General features: G+C 71.8%; 12 protein-coding genes. 3 read left to right on the top strand and 9 right to left on the bottom strand.

Features of this window, described 5'->3' with window-relative positions:
• The first annotated feature begins 128 nt into the window (after positions 1-128).
• The 3 genes from ABEA43_RS21225 (at position 129) to ABEA43_RS21215 (ending at position 4,141) form a co-directional block, all read left to right on the top strand.
• Positions 129-2,228 (top strand): alpha-galactosidase, encoded by a 2,100-nt coding sequence (locus tag ABEA43_RS21225; protein ID WP_345564157.1) that lies wholly within the window; start codon positions 129-131, stop codon positions 2,226-2,228.
• 66 nt (positions 2,229-2,294) lie between these two features.
• Positions 2,295-3,170, top strand: a complete 876-nt coding sequence (locus ABEA43_RS21220; RefSeq protein WP_345564155.1) for a hypothetical protein — start codon at positions 2,295-2,297, stop codon at positions 3,168-3,170.
• Positions 3,171-3,274: 104 nt separating this feature from the next.
• Entirely contained in the window at positions 3,275-4,141 is an 867-nt protein-coding gene (locus ABEA43_RS21215) for an ACT domain-containing protein (protein WP_345564154.1), read from the top strand.
• A gap of 1 nt (position 4,142) precedes the next feature.
• On the opposite strand, the gene ABEA43_RS21210 is transcribed toward ABEA43_RS21215, so the two are convergent.
• From ABEA43_RS21210 to ABEA43_RS21170, 9 genes are read right to left on the bottom strand one after another with little or no spacing between them, the layout of a single operon-like run.
• A complete protein-coding gene (locus ABEA43_RS21210; RefSeq protein WP_345564152.1) occupies positions 4,143-5,039 on the bottom strand; it encodes a dihydrodipicolinate synthase family protein in 897 nt (298 codons plus the stop codon).
• Positions 5,036-6,391, bottom strand: coding sequence for an aminopeptidase P family protein (locus ABEA43_RS21205; RefSeq protein ID WP_345564150.1), 1,356 nt, complete (start codon positions 6,389-6,391; stop codon positions 5,036-5,038). Before ABEA43_RS21205 ends, ABEA43_RS21210 begins: the two co-directional genes overlap by 4 nt.
• A complete protein-coding gene (locus ABEA43_RS21200; RefSeq protein ID WP_345564148.1) occupies positions 6,384-7,694 on the bottom strand; it encodes an alpha/beta fold hydrolase in 1,311 nt (436 codons plus the stop codon). Before ABEA43_RS21200 ends, ABEA43_RS21205 begins: the two co-directional genes overlap by 8 nt.
• Entirely contained in the window at positions 7,691-8,509 is an 819-nt protein-coding gene (locus ABEA43_RS21195) for an ATP-binding cassette domain-containing protein (protein ID WP_345564147.1), read from the bottom strand. Before ABEA43_RS21195 ends, ABEA43_RS21200 begins: the two co-directional genes overlap by 4 nt.
• Positions 8,506-9,330: an ABC transporter ATP-binding protein gene (locus ABEA43_RS21190; RefSeq protein ID WP_345564145.1), complete on the bottom strand. Its 825-nt coding sequence runs from the start codon at positions 9,328-9,330 to the stop codon at positions 8,506-8,508. The genes ABEA43_RS21195 and ABEA43_RS21190 overlap by 4 nt, the downstream gene beginning before the upstream one ends.
• Positions 9,327-10,322 carry an ABC transporter permease gene (locus ABEA43_RS21185; protein ID WP_345564143.1) on the bottom strand — a complete coding sequence of 332 codons (996 nt, stop codon included), beginning with the start codon at positions 10,320-10,322 and terminating at the stop codon, positions 9,327-9,329. The genes ABEA43_RS21190 and ABEA43_RS21185 overlap by 4 nt, the downstream gene beginning before the upstream one ends.
• Positions 10,322-11,254 (bottom strand): ABC transporter permease, encoded by a 933-nt coding sequence (locus ABEA43_RS21180; RefSeq protein ID WP_345564141.1) that lies wholly within the window; start codon positions 11,252-11,254, stop codon positions 10,322-10,324. The genes ABEA43_RS21185 and ABEA43_RS21180 overlap by 1 nt, the downstream gene beginning before the upstream one ends.
• A complete protein-coding gene (locus tag ABEA43_RS21175; protein ID WP_345564139.1) occupies positions 11,255-12,958 on the bottom strand; it encodes an ABC transporter substrate-binding protein in 1,704 nt (567 codons plus the stop codon).
• Positions 12,955-14,964 (bottom strand): glycoside hydrolase family 127 protein, encoded by a 2,010-nt coding sequence (locus ABEA43_RS21170; protein ID WP_345564137.1) that lies wholly within the window; start codon positions 14,962-14,964, stop codon positions 12,955-12,957. Before ABEA43_RS21170 ends, ABEA43_RS21175 begins: the two co-directional genes overlap by 4 nt.
• Between the last annotated feature and the right edge of the window lie 111 nt (positions 14,965-15,075).

Below are 15,075 nucleotides of genomic sequence, written 5' to 3'. Positions count from 1 at the left end.
CTTCTGCGCGCACCCCAAGATCGGGACGGCGACCGGGGTTCGGGTAGCGTCGGATCGCTGAGCCGATCCACGACAGGCGCAGGACCGCGGGTGCCGTTCCTGCCCTGCTCGGAGTAAGGAGCCCGACCTTGTCCCCCCTCATCCCGTCCCCTCTCGTCCTGTCCGCCGCGGGCACCGCCCTGGTGCTCGACGGCTCCGGTCCCGGGCTGCCCCGGGTCCGTCACTTCGGCGCGGACCTCGGCCCGGTCAGCGGGTCCGAGCTCCTGCCCGCGCTGGCGTCGCTGACCGCCGCGCCGCCGCTGCTGCCCGCGCAGGGCGACGGCTGGTACGGCCGGCCGGGCCTGTCGGGCGCCAGGCCGGGTGAGCACTGGCCGGTCAGGTGGACCCTCGACGGGTTCGACGTCGATGCCACCCCCGGCGCGGGCGGCACGGTGACCGTCACGGCGTCCGACGACCGGGCGGGGCTGGCGCTGGTGAGCGAGCTGGCCATGGACGCCGGCGGCCTGGTGACCATGCGGCACACGGTGACGAACACCGCCGCGTCGCCGTACCGGCTGGAGGGGTTGACCTGCGCGCTGCCCCTGCCCGCGCGGGCGGGAGAGCTGCTCGACTTCACCGGCCGGTGGGCGCTGGAGAAGGTGCCGCAGCGCAGGGCGTTCGAGCACGGCGTGTGGTCCAGGGAGAACCGGCGGGGGCGCACCGGCCACGACGGCACCGGGCTGCTGGTGGCGGGGACCGCCGGGTTCGGCTTCCGGGCCGGCGAGGTGTGTGCCGTGCACGCGGGCTGGAGCGGCGACCACGTCCACTACGCGGAGCGGTTGCAGGAGGGCGCGGCGCTGCTGGCCGCGGGAGAGCTGCTCGCGCCCGGCGAGGTCACCCTGGGGGAGGGGGAGAGCTACCGGACGCCGTGGGTGTACTTCACCTGGTCCGGCGGCGGCCTGGACGAGGCGAGCGGACGCCTGCACGACCACCTGCGCGCCGCCCGCCCGCTGCCGGTCCGGCCCGTCACCCTCAACAACTGGGAGGCCACCTACTTCGACCACGGCCTCGACCGGCTGCTGGAGCTGGCGGGCCGGGCGGCGGAGGCCGGGATCGAGCGGTTCGTGCTCGACGACGGCTGGTTCCGCCACCGCCGCCACGACCGGGCCGGGCTCGGCGACTGGTACGTCGACGAAGGCGTCTGGCCCGGCGGCCTGCACCCACTGGCCGATCGCGTGCGCAAGCTCGGCATGCAGTTCGGGCTCTGGTTCGAGCCCGAGATGGTCAACCCCGACTCCGACCTGGCCCGCGAGCACCCCGACTGGATCCTCGGGCGGTCGGAGCGGATGCCGCCGCCGCAGCGCAACCAGCAGGTGCTCGACCTGGCCAGGCCGGAGGCGTACGCGTACCTGCTCGAACGGCTGGACACCCTGGTCGGCGAGTACGCCATCGACTACATCAAGTGGGACCACAACCGCGACATCGCCGAGCCGGTGCACGACGGCGTCCCCGGCGTGCACGCGCAGACGCTGGCCGCCTACCGGCTGCTGGACGAGCTGCGCCGCCGCCATCCCGGGCTGGAGATCGAGTCCTGCTCGTCGGGCGGCGCGCGCATCGACTACGGCATCCTGGCCCGTACCGACCGGGTCTGGACCTCCGACAGCAACGACGCGCTCGACCGGCAGTCGATCCAGCGCTGGACCGGCCTGCTCGTGCCGCCCGAGCGGCTGGGCTGCCACGTCGGCGCGCCGCGCGACCACTGCACCGGCAGGTCGCTGCCGCTGGCCTTCCGGGCCGCCACCGCGCTGTTCGGGCACATGGGCGTCGAGTGGGACCTGACCTCGGCGAGCGAGGACGAGCTGACGGAGCTGGCGGCCTGGATCGCGCTGCACAAGCGGTTCAGGCCGCTGCTGCACGCGGGGCGCGTGGTGCGCGCGGACCATCCGGACCCGTCGGCGCTGGTGCACGGCGTGGTGCTGCCGGAGCGGGCGCTGTTCGCCTACGTCCAGCTCACCTCCAGGCTCGACACCGGGCCCGGCCCGATCCGGCTGCCGGGCCTCGACCCCGCCGCCCTGTACGAGGTGCGGCCGGCGGGCCCGCTGCCCGAAGGCGCGGGGCTGCCGCAGTGGGCCGTCACCTCGGAGAACGGGCCGATCCGGCTGCCCGGCGCCGCGCTGGCCGAGCTGGGCCTGCCCGCTCCGGCGCTCCGGCCCGCGTCGGTGCTCCTGGTGGAGGTCGAACGGGTCTAGCCAGAGCATCCGGGGCGGGCTTCGAACCGCTGCGCGGCACGCTAAGATCACCGCATTATTCCTCAAATGCGTCGCTATCGCTTCGGCCGCCTGGCCATGGCCGCCACCGTGATCTACCTGGCCGCCGTGGCCGCGGCCACGGCGGCCCACGTCGCCATCGGCCAGACGTGGTGGCTCTCGGCCGTCACGATGTGGTTCAACGGGGACGACCTGACGGACGACCGGACAGGCATCGACTGGGACGTGGCCGGGCTCCTGCTGTCCGGGGCGCTCAAGGCCTGGCTGCTCTGGCACTTGCTCCGCGGCCCCGCCGTCCCGTCCGGAGGGCCGGACGGTGGGCGGGGCGCCGGACGGGACGTCGTGTGGCTGCGGCGGCTGCTCTATCTGGGCGTCGCAGGAGACCTGTTCGCCTGGATCGTGATCGGCGCGCTGAACAGCGTCGCAGGCGCCGCCGGCGTCCTGGTGCTCACGGTGGCGACGACGGTCATGTTCCTGCGGGTGCTCGGGCGGCTCTGGACCGTGTTCGGCGTGCTCACCCTCGGGTTCGGCCTCATGAACGGATCGGCCCCGCTCCTGCTGGAGCTCACGGGGGTCGCCACCTCCGAGTCGTTCCTCCAGGTGATCACTCTGGCGGGGCTGACCGTCTACGCGTGGCTGGCGATGCTCGTCATCGGCCAGCGGCGCGATGCCAGGTGGAGCGACGCCACCGTGCGGACCGGCGGCGTCACGCTGGCGCTGATCCCGGTGTCGCTGCTGTCCGGCGCGCTGACCTCGATCGGGTACGGAGAGCTCGCGTCCCACCTGGCGGAGGCGATGAGCGTGCTGTTCATCGTGTGGCGGGTCCGCTCGGCGCACGACCTCGCCGGCACGGGCCCGCAGGAGACGGCCGAGCCGAAGCGGCGGCAGGGACCCAGGACGGCCGCAGGATCGGCGGCCTCGTGACGGCAAAGGCGGGCTATTTCCCGGTCATGCGGTGAACGCTGTTTAATGCCGCCGCAACCTCGTGACCCGTGATCATGTAACAAGCCGCGGACACACTGGGTGCCATGAGCGATGCACCCAAGGTGATTCATCCACGTTCGAAGCATGACGATCGGCAGGCGCGCTCGTGGCGGCGGGAGCTCGCCGAGCTCGCCGCCTTGTTCCTCGCGGTCGGCTTGGCGCACCTGCTCGCGACGTTGCTCGGGCACGAGGATCCCGGTCCTGTCGTGCTGATCGGGCTGGGGGCGGCGTTGATCGCCGGGGCGGCCATCCATAAGCGGATAGGCCATAAGCGGATGGGCCACAAACGGATGGGCCGCCGTCCCGGCAAGAGGGCCGCCGCGCTTCCGGTGGACGGCGGCGCCGGGTCGCCCATGACGTTGTGGCGCATCCGCATGCGGGTGGTGGAGCGGCCGGGCCGGCTCGCCACCGTGGCGGGCGCGTTCGGCCGTCTGGGCTGCAACATCCTGGCCCTGCACATCGCCCCGACCGGCAGCAGCGCCATCACGCCAGCCGGGTGCGACGCGCTCGACGAGTTCGTCATCGAGGCGCCGCGGGACCTGGCGCTCGACGTGCTGGCCGGCGTGCTGGCCGAGGCGGGCGGGCACGACGTGGTGATCGTGCCCGCGCAGGTCAAGGACCTCACCGACCCGGGCGTCCAGGCGTTCGTGCTGGCGCAGCGGGTCGGCGACGACCCCGACCGGCTGCCCGAGGCGATGGCGGAGCTGCTGCGGGTCTCGCAGGTCGAGTGGCGGCGGCCCGGAGACACGGTGGACGAGGGCGCCGAGCTCAACACCACCATGGTGATCTCGGTGAACCCGGATCGCGCCCTGCTGATCAGGCGGCCCGGGCTGCCGTTCACCCCGACGGAGGCGGCCAGGGCCGCGGCCCTGACCACCGCGGCCCGCCAGGCCCGCTACAGCGGCGCCTGATCTACAGGTACCCCTTGGCCAGGACCTCTCGCGTCTCGCGGGTGATCTGGGCCGCCTGGCCGGGCGACAGTGCGGTGCGGGGCGGCCGGCAGGCGCCGCCCTTGCGCCCGGCCAGGTCCATCGACAGCTTGATGGACTGCACGAACACGGTCTTGGAGTCCCACCGCAGCAGCGGGTGCAGGTCGCGGTAGAGGGGCAGCGCCTTGGCGACCTCGCCGGAGGTCGCCAGCCGGTAGAGCTCAACCGAGGCTTGCGGGATCATGTTCGGGTAACCGGCGATCCAGCCGACCGCCCCGGCGATGCCCAGCTCCAGCAGCACGTCGTCCGACCCGATGAGCAGGTCGAGGCCCGGCGCCCGCTCGGCGATCTCGTACGCCCTGCGCACGTCGCCGCTGAACTCCTTGACCCCGACGATCAGCCCCTCCTGGTGCAGCTCGGCCAGCAGCTCCGGGACCAGGTCGACCTTCGTGTCGATGGGGTTGTTGTAGGCCACGACCGGCAGCCCGGCCTTGGCGACCTCCCGGTAATGGCCGACGACGGCCGCGCGGTCGGCGCGGTAGGCGTTCGGCGGCAGCAGCAGCACCGAGGAGGCGCCCGCCTCGGCCGCCTGCTCGGCCCACCGCCTGGACTCGGCCGCGCCGTAGGCGGCCACGCCCGGCATGACGCGGAAACCGTCGGGCGCGGCCTCGACCGCGGTGCGCACCACGCGGGCGCGCTCCTCGTCGGTGAGCGTCTGGTACTCGCCGAGCGAGCCGTTGGGGCAGACGCCGTCGCAGCCGCCCGCGGCCAGGAATCGTACGTGCTCGGCGTAGCCGTCGTAGTCGACGGACAGGTCGTCGTGGAAGGGCAGCGCGGTGGCGACGTGCACGCCGTGCCACACCTGTGCTGTGCCGGTCATGATCTCTCCTTGTTCCAGGTCTCCAGGCCGCTGGCGTCGATCGGCAGGGCGTCGGAGAGAATCTCCGCGCCGTCCTCCGTGACCAGCAGGTCGTCCTCGATGCGCGCACCGATCCCGCGCAGCTCCGGCGGGACCGTGCGGTCGTGGGCGTGGAAGTACAGTCCGGGCTCGACGGTGAGCACCATCCCCGGCGCCATGTCGGCCCCGTGGTAGGCGGCCACGCTGGACGCGGCGCAGTCGTGCACGTCCAGGCCCAGGTGGTGGCCGATGCCGCAGATCAGGTAGCGGCGGTGGTGCTGGCCGCGCTCCGACAGGGCCTCGTCCACCGAGACCGGGAGCAGCCCCCAGTCGTCCAGCCCGCGGGCGATGACCTCCATGGCCGCGTGGTGGAAGTCGGTGAACCGGCGGCCCGGCGCGACCTGCGCCAGCCCGGCCCGGTGGGCCCGCTCCACCAGGTCGTGCACCTGCCGCTGGGCGGGGGAGAAGGTGCCCGACGCGGGGAAGGTGCGGGTGACGTCGGCGGTGTAGTGGCTGCGCGTCTCCACGCCCAGGTCCAGCAGCAGCAGCTCGTCCGGCAGCACCGGGCCGTCGCAGCGCACCCAGTGCAGGGTGGGGGCGTGCGGGCCGCTGCCGACGATGCCCGCGTAGCCGGGGCCGTTGCCGTACGCCCTGGCGTACCGGTCGAAGGTGCCCTGCAGCCAGCGCTCGCCGGGACCCGCGATCGCGGCCGGCACCTCGGCGAGCACCGCGGCGAAGCCCTCGACGGTACGGTCCACGGCCTCGCGGAGCTGGCCGACCTCCCACTCGTCCTTGATCATGCGCAGCTCGGCCAGGGTCTGCCGCAGCTCCGGCGACGGGTTCGCCCAGCCGGTGCCGGCCAGCAGGGCGCCGGCCGGCGGCCCGCCGAACTCCGGCAGCGGCCGCACCGTGATGCCCAGCGCCGCCGCCCACTCGGCCAAAGACGGCGACGGGCCCACCCACAGCTCTCCGTAGGCGGCGTCGGCGTAGAACCCGCTCTCGCCGGGGCGGGCGGGCGGCGGCAGGTACAGCGTGGCGTCGCCGCCGCCGACCACGGCCACGGCGTTCTCCGCCGAGCAGCCGATCAGCCAAGAGAAGTCGCTGTCCACCCGGAAGTCGTAGGCGGTGTCGTTGCTGCGGACGGGCGCCCGCCCGGCCGCCACGACCACCGTCCGCCCTGGCAGCGCCGCGGCGAGCCTGGCCCGGTGCGCGGCCGCGGCCTGCGCCGCCCCGGGGACCAGGTCCGGGGTGCGGGCGGGGGAGTCCCAGCCTTGGGCGATGTACTCGGTGAACGCGGGGATCTCGGTCAGCTTGGGCAGCCTGCCGTCAGTCACCGGTGATTCCTCCTCCAATGTCGCGGACGAGCCCGGTCAGCCGGTCGAAGACGCGTTCGTCGCCGATGCCGTCGTGCTCGTACTCGTTGGTGACCCAGGTCTGGGCGTTGCCGACCTTGGACGCGGTGTCCAGTTGCAGGCCGGAGTCGACGTACATGTCGTCGAAGTAGACGACGGCCGCCAGCGGTACCTCGTTGGCGGCCAGCCGGTCCAGGTCGTACAGGGGCGGCCAGTCGCCGCGCGCGGCGAGCAGCTCGACGGCGGGACGGAAGGGCCGCAGCGCGCGGATCTCCTCGAACATCCAGGGATAGATCATCTCGCCGGTGAACAGCAGCGGCCTGGCGTCCTCGGCGAAGGCGGGATGCCGGGCGCGCTCGCGCTGCGCCGCCCACGAGGTCGCGCCGGGCCCCGAGCCGTAGATGCTCTCCTGCAGCGCGGCGAACAGCGGGTTGTCGGCGTAGGACGAGCGGGCCAGCACCTGGTGCAGGAACGTCTCCGTGAGCTCGTCCGACCCTTCCGGCAGGGCCTCGTCCAGCAGCCAGTGCATGCGCTCGTAGCCCGGCTTCATGCCGAAGTCGATGCCCAGGGACTGCAGCCGCCGCACGGTCAGGGTGTCCCCGTCGGGCAGCAGCACGTCGCCTTCGGCCAGCCGGTCGGCCAGGCGGCCGACGCCGTCCGCGTGGTGCGGGTAGCGGCGGTAGAACTCGGCGTTCTTGGCCGCGACCCGCGGATAGGTGCGCCGGTAGACCTCGGCGGCGTCGGGCGTCACCGAGGGCAGGCCGCCCGCCACGTAGCAGGCGCTCAGCCCCTCGGGCGCGGCCGACAGGTACGTCAGCGTCAGGAAGCCGCCGTAGCTCTGCCCCAGCGTCGACCAGCGCCGGCCGCCGAAGACGGTCTTGCGCAGGTGCTCGGCGTCGGCCACGATCGAGTCCGCGCGGAAGCGGGCCAGGTGGGCGGCCCCGTCCTCCGGGCTGAGCGCGCTCATCACCCGCCCGTCGATGCGCGAGCTGCGGCTGGTGCCGCGCTGGTCGAGCAGGATCACCCGGTACGTCTCCAGCGCCTTCCCGAGCCAGCCGCCTCCGCCGACCGGGCGCGGGCCCTTCCCGCCGGGACCGCCCTGCAGGTACAGCAGGTACGGCAGGTCCTCGCCGTCGCGGGCCGGATGGACCAGCTCGCGGGCGAACACCGTGATCGTGCCCCGTGCCAGGGGCGCTGCGGCCTGCGGATCGGACCAGTCGAGCGGCACCTCCGCGACATGGTCGCGCACCCGCATCCCGGGAATCGTGTAGCTCGCGGTGATCAAAGCCTCTCCCTCCTGCGGCGGTCCCATTCGGGGTCGATCCGTGGGACGGCCGCCAGCAGCGTGCGCGTGTACTCGTCCTGCGGGGCGCCGAACACCTGCTCGGCGGGACCCTGCTCGACGATTCTGCCTTGGCTCATGACCGCCACCCGATGCGCGATCTGCCGCACCACGGCCAGGTCGTGGGCGATGAAGACGTAGCTGAAGCCGCTCTCCCGCTGCAGCCGCCGCAGCAGCTCGATGACCTGCGCCTGCACCGACACGTCCAGCGCCGACACCGCCTCGTCGCAGATCACCAGCTTGGGGTTGACGGCCAGCGCGCGGGCGATGCCGATGCGCTGGGCCTGCCCGCCGGAGAACTGCGCGGGGTAGCGCAGCGAGTGGTCGGGGTTGAGCCCGACCCGTTCCATGAGCTCCTTCGCGTGCGCCCGCCGGCCGCCGTCGGGCGCGATGCCCTGGTAGGCCAGCGGGGCCATGAGGATGCGCTCCACGGTGTGCCGGGGGTTCAGCGAGGAGAACGGGTCCTGGAAGACGACCTGGACGTTGGCGCGGAAGCGGGCCAGCGCCGCCCCCGCGACCTGGGTGACGTCCTCGCCGTCGAACTCCAGCCGCCCCTCGCTCGGGTCCATCAGCTTGGCCACCATGCGGGCGGTCGTGGACTTGCCGCTGCCGGACTCGCCGACCACGGCCAGCGTCTCGCCCAGCCGCACCTCGAAGCTCACCCGATCCACGGCGGTGAACTCGCTCTTCGCGCCCAGCGGGCCGCGCGCGGTGAACCGCTTGGTCAGGTCCGTGGCGCGCAGCAACGGCTCGCTCATGAGATCACCTGGTCACTCGCCGGCTCGGCCAGCGGGTCGTCGATGCGGGGGATGCTCTCCAGCAGCATCCGGGTGTAGTCGTGGCGCGGCTCGGCGAAGATCTGCTCGGCGGTGCCGTACTCGACCGGCTCGCCCTGGCGCATCACCAGCACGCGGGTGGCGATCGAGCTGATCACCGCCAGGTCGTGAGTGATGAACACCATGCCGGTGCCGCTCTGCCGCCGCAGCTCGGCCAGCAGCCGCAGGATCTGCGCCTGCACGGTCACGTCCAGCGCCGTGGTCGGCTCGTCGGCGATCAGCAGCTCGGGGGAGCACACCAGCGCCATCGCGATCATGACGCGCTGCCGCTGCCCGCCGGAGAACTGGTGCGGGTAGTAGTCCACCCGCCGCTCGGCGTCCGGCAGGCCCACCTGCCGCAGCGCCTCGACGGCGACCTTGCGGGCGGCCTTGCGGGAGCGGCCCCTGTGCGTGCGGTAGACCTCCTCGATCTGCAGCCCGACCGTGTAGTACGGGTTCAGGGACGACAACGGGTCCTGGAAGACCATCGACATCCGGTCGCCGCGCAGCCGCCGCAGCTCCCGGTCGGGGCGGCCGAGCAGCTCGGCGCCGTTCAGCCGGATGCTGCCGCTGGTCCTGGCGCCCTTGGGCAGCAGGCCCATGATCGCCAGGCTGGTCATCGACTTGCCGGACCCCGACTCGCCGACGATGCCGACGGTCTCGTCCCGCCCGACGGTGAAGGAGACGCCCTTGACCACGTCCACCGGGCCGCGCGTGGTCGGGAAGGTGACGGTGAGGTCCTCCACGACAAGCAGCTCGCTCATTTCGCCGTGATCCTCACTCTCGGGTCCAGCCTCGCGTAGACGAGGTCCACCACCACGTTCCCGATCACCACGAAGAACGCCGCCAGCAGCGTCACCGCCATGATGACGGGCTGGTCGTTCTTGGCGATCGAGTCGGCGGCCATCTTGCCGACGCCGTTCAGCCCGAACACGGTCTCGGTGATCAGCGCGCCGCCGAGCAGCGCGGCGAAGTCCATGCCGAAGATCGTGGCGATCGGCGTCAGCGCGGGACGCAGGGCGTGCCTGCGCATGGTCAGCACCGGGTTCAGGCCCTTGGCCCTGGCCGTGCGCATGAAGTTCTCGGCCAGGGTGTCGATCACGTTCGCGCGGGTGAGCCGGGCGTACAGGCAGGCGTAGCCGGTGGCCAGCACGATCCACGGCATCAGGTACGACTGGAACCACAGCACGGGATCGTCGGAGAACGCCACGGCCTGCGGGAACGGCAGCACCTGGAACTGCACCACGAGCACGTACTGCAGGGCCAGCGCCAGCACGTAGTTGGGGATGCTGGAGCCGCCGAGCGCCAGCCCCATCGCGGTGCGGTCCCACCACGTGCCCTCCTTGACCGCGCTGAGCAGGCCGGCGGCGATCCCGAAGAACAGCCACAGCACCGCGGCGCCGATCGCGACCGTGGCGCTGACCGGCAGCCGCTCCACGACCATGTCCCACACGGACTGGTTGGTCTGGAAGCTGTAGCCCAGGCACGGCGCGGCGCAGTGCACCAGGTTCGCGCCGGAGCCGTAGTCGCGCCCGGCGAAGATGCCGAGCAGGAACGTGCCGAACTGGGTGAAGAACGGCTGATCCAGCCCCAGCACCGTGCGGATCTGCTCGATCCGCTCGGGCGTGCACGTCTTCCCGCAGATCATCACCGCCGGATCCGCCGACAGCGTGAAGAAGATGACGAACGTGAACAGGCACACCAGGAAGAGGATCAGCACCACTCCCGCCGCCCGTCCGGCGATGTAACGCGCCATCACGACGCCTCCCCCGCGTCGAAAGCGGCCCGCAGCCGGTCACCGAGCACGGTCAGCGACAGCACCGTGCAGAATAGGAACGCGCCGGGGATCGCGAAGTACATCGGGTCGACGGCGTACCAGCCGACCGAGCTCGAGATCATCTGACCCCACGACGGCGTGGGCGGGCTCACGCCGACGCCCAGGAACGACAGCCCCGCCTCGGTGCCGACGTAGCCGGGCACCGACAGGGTGGTCATCACGATCAGCGAGCTGCGCAGGTTCGGCAGGATCTCCTTGAACACCAGCGCCCCCGTGGAGGCGCCGGAGGCCCGCGCGGCCTCCACGAACTCCCTGTTCACCAGCGCCAGCGTCTGCCCGCGCACCACCCGGGCCAGGTACGGCCAGCCGAACACGCTGATCACCGCGACCAGCAGCACGGGCCGGTTGCCGTCCTGCAGCGAGGACAGGATGGCGATCATGAAGATGAGCGCGGGGAAGGCCATCAGGAAGTCCATGACCCGGCAGATCACCTGGTCGACCCAGCCCTGGCGGAACCCGGCCAGCATGCCCAGCACCACGCCGAGCAGCGTGGTGAGCGCGGTGGCCGCGGTCGCGATGAGCAGCGACACGCGGGCGCCGTAGGCGATGCGGGCCAGGATGTCGCGGCCGTTCTGCGGCTCGACGCCCAGCAGGTGCTCGGCGCTGATCCCGCCCAGCGACCCGTGCGGGATCCCGCCCAGGTCGGTGTTGACGGCCGCGCTGTCGAAGTCGTTCGGGCCGTGCCCGGTGATCGCGCTGATCAGCGGCGCGAAGACGGCCATCAGCACGATCAGCGCCAGGAACGCGGTGCTGAGGATCGCGGCCTTGTCATGCAGCAGCGCGCCCGCGATCCGCCGGCCCGAGGTGGCGGGCGGGCCCGCCACCTGTTGTGGATGAGCGGCGACGGTCATTTACTTCGACGGCTTCGCCAGGCCGACGGAGACCAGGTCGATGCCGCCGGAGAAGGAGTTCGACAGGTAGGCGCCCGCGATGTTCGAGCCCGTGATCGTGACGACCTTCTCGTAGGCGAGCGGCACCATCGGCGCCTGCTCCATGATCGTCTTGTCCAGCTCGCCGTAGGCCGCGTTGGCCTGCTCGACGTCCGGGATGGCCGCGATCTCGTCGATCTTCGCGTTGATCGCCTTGTCGTTGATCTGCGCCAGGTTCTGGTTGCCCTTGGCGGTGATGTTGCGGCCGTCGAACAGCGGCGGCAGGAACGTCGCCCCGGACGCCCAGTCCGGGCACCAGCCGGTGATGGCGGCGTCGTGCTGCTGCGCCGGCGTCCCGATCACCTCGTAGAACGTCGAGGTGTCGATGTTCTTGATCTTGACATCGATGTTCACCTGCTTGAGCGCCTCCTGGATCGCCACCGCCACGGCCTGCATCTTCGGCACCGGCCGGGTGTCGAGGGTCAGGGAGAACCCGTTCGCCAGGCCCGCGTCGGCCAGCAGCTTCTTGGCGGTTTCCACGTTGTACGGGTACGGGTCGTACTCCACCCGGCCCGCGATCGTCGGCGGCTGGATCGCGGTGCCCTTGGCCGCCAGCATGGAGCCGCCCATCCCGGCGACCACGGTGTCCTTGTTGACGGCGTAGTTGATCGCCTGGCGCACCCGGACGTCGTCCAGGTTGTCCTTGGTCATGTTCAGGGACATGTAGGTGGTGCAGCCGGTCAGGCCGCTGAGCGTGCGCGACTTGATCTGCGGGGCCTGCGCGCGGGCCACCGTCGCCGACTGGATGATGCCGGTGATCGCGTCCGCGTCGGTGCCCTGCCCGGCCAGCATGCGCTCGTCGATGGTGGCCGGGTCCAGGCCGAACGTCCACTCGAAGGAGTCCGGCAGGGCCTTGCGCACCGTGTCCGTGCTCGCCTTCCACTGCGGGTTGCGGACCAGCTTGAGCGAGGCGTTGCGCTTGTAGCTCTCCAGCTTGTACGGCCCGCTGGCGATCGGCTTGGTGTCGAACGCGGCCGCCGCGCCGGTCCCCTTGGGGAAGGGGACGAAGTTCGGCTGCGTCAGCGCGCTCGGGAAGTCGGGGTAGGACTTCTTGAGGTGGAAGACGACCGTCTTGTCGTCGGGCGTCTCGATCGTGTCGAGGTCACCGGACTCGTACGGGCCCTTGTAGTCCTTCGGGGCGTCCAGCAGGATCTTCGCGTACGGGGAGCCGATCCCCGCCTCCGGGTCGAACGCCCGCGAGACGCCGAACTTGACCGCCTCGCTCGTGATCGGCGTGCCGTCCTCGAAGAACAGGTCGTCCTTGAGCGTGTACGTCCACGTCTTGTGGTCGTCCGACGGCTTGCCGGTGTCCGTGGCCAGGTCGGCCACGATCTTCGTGCCCTCCGCGCCGGGACCGGCGCCGACGGTCGTCAGACCGCGGTAGATGAGCCGGTAGAAGTTGTTCACGCCGCCGTCCCAGCCGCGTACCGGGTCAAGGTGGGAGAAATCCGCGTTGAGCAGGAACCGCACGGTGCCGCCCTTGACGGCGGCCGCGCCCGACGTGCCCGCCCCGTTACCCGCCCCGTTGCCCGAGGCAGGGGTCGCGCCGCCGCCGCCTCCGCCGCACGCGGTGAGCGCCAGCACGGCGGTCATGGTGACGCTCGCGAGCGCCGCCGATCTCCTCATGTCGCCTTCCTTCCGTTGGTTCCCGTGGTCGGGGTCCTGACCCAGACCCGCATTGCTTCGGGGCCGCGGTTGCCCCACAGGAAGTAGGGGACGAAGGTCACCGGCGATGTGCCGGTGGCCCCCGTCTCGGGGTGTGTCTGCTCCAGGGGCAGCTCGGGGTAGAGCTCGGCGGACGGCGGGGGAGCCGCGGCCGTCTCCACGCGCAGCACGACGGCCTCGTCGCGGCGCTCGATGTTCGCGCTAACAATGTCCGCGTGCCCGATCTCCGCGTGCCCGATCTCCGCGTGCCCGATCTCGGCGTGCCGGATCTCGGCGTGCCGGATCTCCGGTACGCCGACGAGCAGGTCGTCGACCGGGGTGGCCGGGCTGTCCTGCTGCTCGACGCAGTAGACCAGCGGGCCGCGGGCCAGGCTGACCGCGCCTCTGGTGGCGTCCAGATAGGGGTGCGAGCCGTGCGCCCTGACCGGCATCGGCAGGCCGAGCCGTACCTCGTCGCCCGCCGACCAGCGCCGCTCCAGCGTGATCCAGCCGTCGGCCGCCGCCGCGTCGCACGGCTCGCCGTTGACGGCCACCGTCACGTCCCGCGCCCAGCCGGGCGCCCGCAGCACCAGCGCGTACGGCCCGTCCGGCGCGCGCGAGACCGTGAGACGCACGTCGCCGTCCCACGGGTAGGCGCTCTCCATCGCCAGGTCCAGCTCCGCGCTCTCGATCACCGCCGAGGTGTAGTGCGCGACGATCAGGGCGCCGTCCCGCTGGGCCGCCACGTAGTCGGCGAGCTGAGCCATCCACCGCACGATGTTCGGCGGACAGCACGGGCAGCCGAACCAGGAGCGCCGCAGCGGCTCGCCGCCCGCCTCCGCCCCGCTGCGCTGCTCGTGGTCGGGGCGGCGCTGGAGCGGGTTGTCGTAGAAGAACGCCTTGCCGTCCGCCGACAGGCCCACGGCGTAGGCGTTGTAGAGGACGCGCTCGAACACGTCGAGGTATTTCGCGCCGCTGGTGGCCAGGAACATCCGCCACGCCCACTGCATGACGGCGATGGCGGCGCAGGTCTCGCTGTAGGAGCGCTCGGACGGCAGCTCGTACCGGTCGCCGATCGCCTCGTCGGAGTGCCGGCTGCCCAGGCCGCCGGTGATGTACAGCTTGGTCGCCACCATGTCGTCCCAGAGCCGCTCCAGCGCCTCGAACAGCGAGTCGTCGCCGCTCTCCAGGAACACGTCGGCCGCGCCCGCCGCCAGGTACGCCATCCGTACCGCGTGCCCGGTCACCGAGGGCAGCTCGCGGAAGGGCAGGTGGTCCTGGAAGTAGTCGCCGGGGAAGATGCTGTGCTTGAGCGCGCCCGTGCCCCTGCGGTCCACGAACTGCGCGGCCTGCCGCAGGTAGCCGCGCTCGCCGGTCTCCCGGTAGAGCTCGACCAGCGCCATCTCCACCTCGGGATGCCCGCAGACGCCCGTCTCCCCGAACCTGGACACCACCAGGTCGGCGAACCTGGCCGCGACCCGCAGCAGCCGGTCGTCGCCCATCCTGCGGTTCGCGGCGACGGCGGCCTGGATGAGGTGGCCCAGGTTGTACAGCTCGTGTCCCCAGGCCAGGTCCTCCCACGGCTTCTTGGCCGCGGCCGGGTCCTGGAAGAAGGAGTTGAGGTAGCCGTCCTCGGCCTGGACCTTTTCGAGGAGGCCGACGACCTCCTCGTAGAAGCCGCGCACCGCGTCGTCATCCGCGTCGCCGAGCTCGTACGCCAGCCCTTCGAGGGTCTTGTACAGGTCGGTGTCCAGGAACGGATAGCGGCCGCGGTACGGGGCTGGGTCCCGCTCCAAGAGGCGGCTCAGGTTGGCGACGTTGCCCGCCGCCCGGAGCTGCTCGATGGTGTGCGGGATCGTGGCCGCGCTGTTCCGGCGCTGCCAGTGATGGAGCAGCCCGCCGGTGATGTGCACCCTGGACAGCGGTCGCACGGCCCCGGCGGCAGTGCGTACGGCGCCGAACTGGGGCTTGACCTGCTTAGACGTCATGAACCTTCCCAGTAATGTGTGGCATTGTACTGAACCATAGGTGTCTGGGAGGTGTGTTGCCAAGGGTTGCGGACGTACTTTGAGAGAACGAAACAGGACCGAAACACCCGT

The sequence above is a fragment of the Nonomuraea rosea genome, assembly GCF_039539705.1.
In the GTDB taxonomy this organism is placed as follows: Bacteria; Actinomycetota; Actinomycetes; order Streptosporangiales; family Streptosporangiaceae; genus Nonomuraea; species Nonomuraea rosea.
Note: the sequence above shows the minus strand (reverse complement) of the source record. Positions and strands in the feature narration are given on the sequence as shown.

Excerpts from the sequence above, each read along its gene's own strand:
- ABEA43_RS21220 (WP_345564155.1), top strand. The coding sequence starts at position 2,295 with ATGCGTCGCTATCGCTTCGGCCGCCTGGCCATGGCCGCCACCGTGATC.
- ABEA43_RS21210 (WP_345564152.1), bottom strand. The coding sequence starts at position 5,039 with ATGACCGGCACAGCACAGGTGTGGCACGGCGTGCACGTCGCCACCGCG.
- ABEA43_RS21195 (WP_345564147.1), bottom strand. The coding sequence starts at position 8,509 with ATGAGCGAGCCGTTGCTGCGCGCCACGGACCTGACCAAGCGGTTCACC.
- ABEA43_RS21170 (WP_345564137.1), bottom strand. The coding sequence starts at position 14,964 with ATGACGTCTAAGCAGGTCAAGCCCCAGTTCGGCGCCGTACGCACTGCC.
- ABEA43_RS21190 (WP_345564145.1), bottom strand. The coding sequence starts at position 9,330 with ATGAGCGAGCTGCTTGTCGTGGAGGACCTCACCGTCACCTTCCCGACC.
- ABEA43_RS21185 (WP_345564143.1), bottom strand. The coding sequence starts at position 10,322 with ATGGCGCGTTACATCGCCGGACGGGCGGCGGGAGTGGTGCTGATCCTC.
- ABEA43_RS21215 (WP_345564154.1), top strand. The coding sequence starts at position 3,275 with ATGAGCGATGCACCCAAGGTGATTCATCCACGTTCGAAGCATGACGAT.
- ABEA43_RS21180 (WP_345564141.1), bottom strand. The coding sequence starts at position 11,254 with ATGACCGTCGCCGCTCATCCACAACAGGTGGCGGGCCCGCCCGCCACC.
- ABEA43_RS21175 (WP_345564139.1), bottom strand. The coding sequence starts at position 12,958 with ATGAGGAGATCGGCGGCGCTCGCGAGCGTCACCATGACCGCCGTGCTG.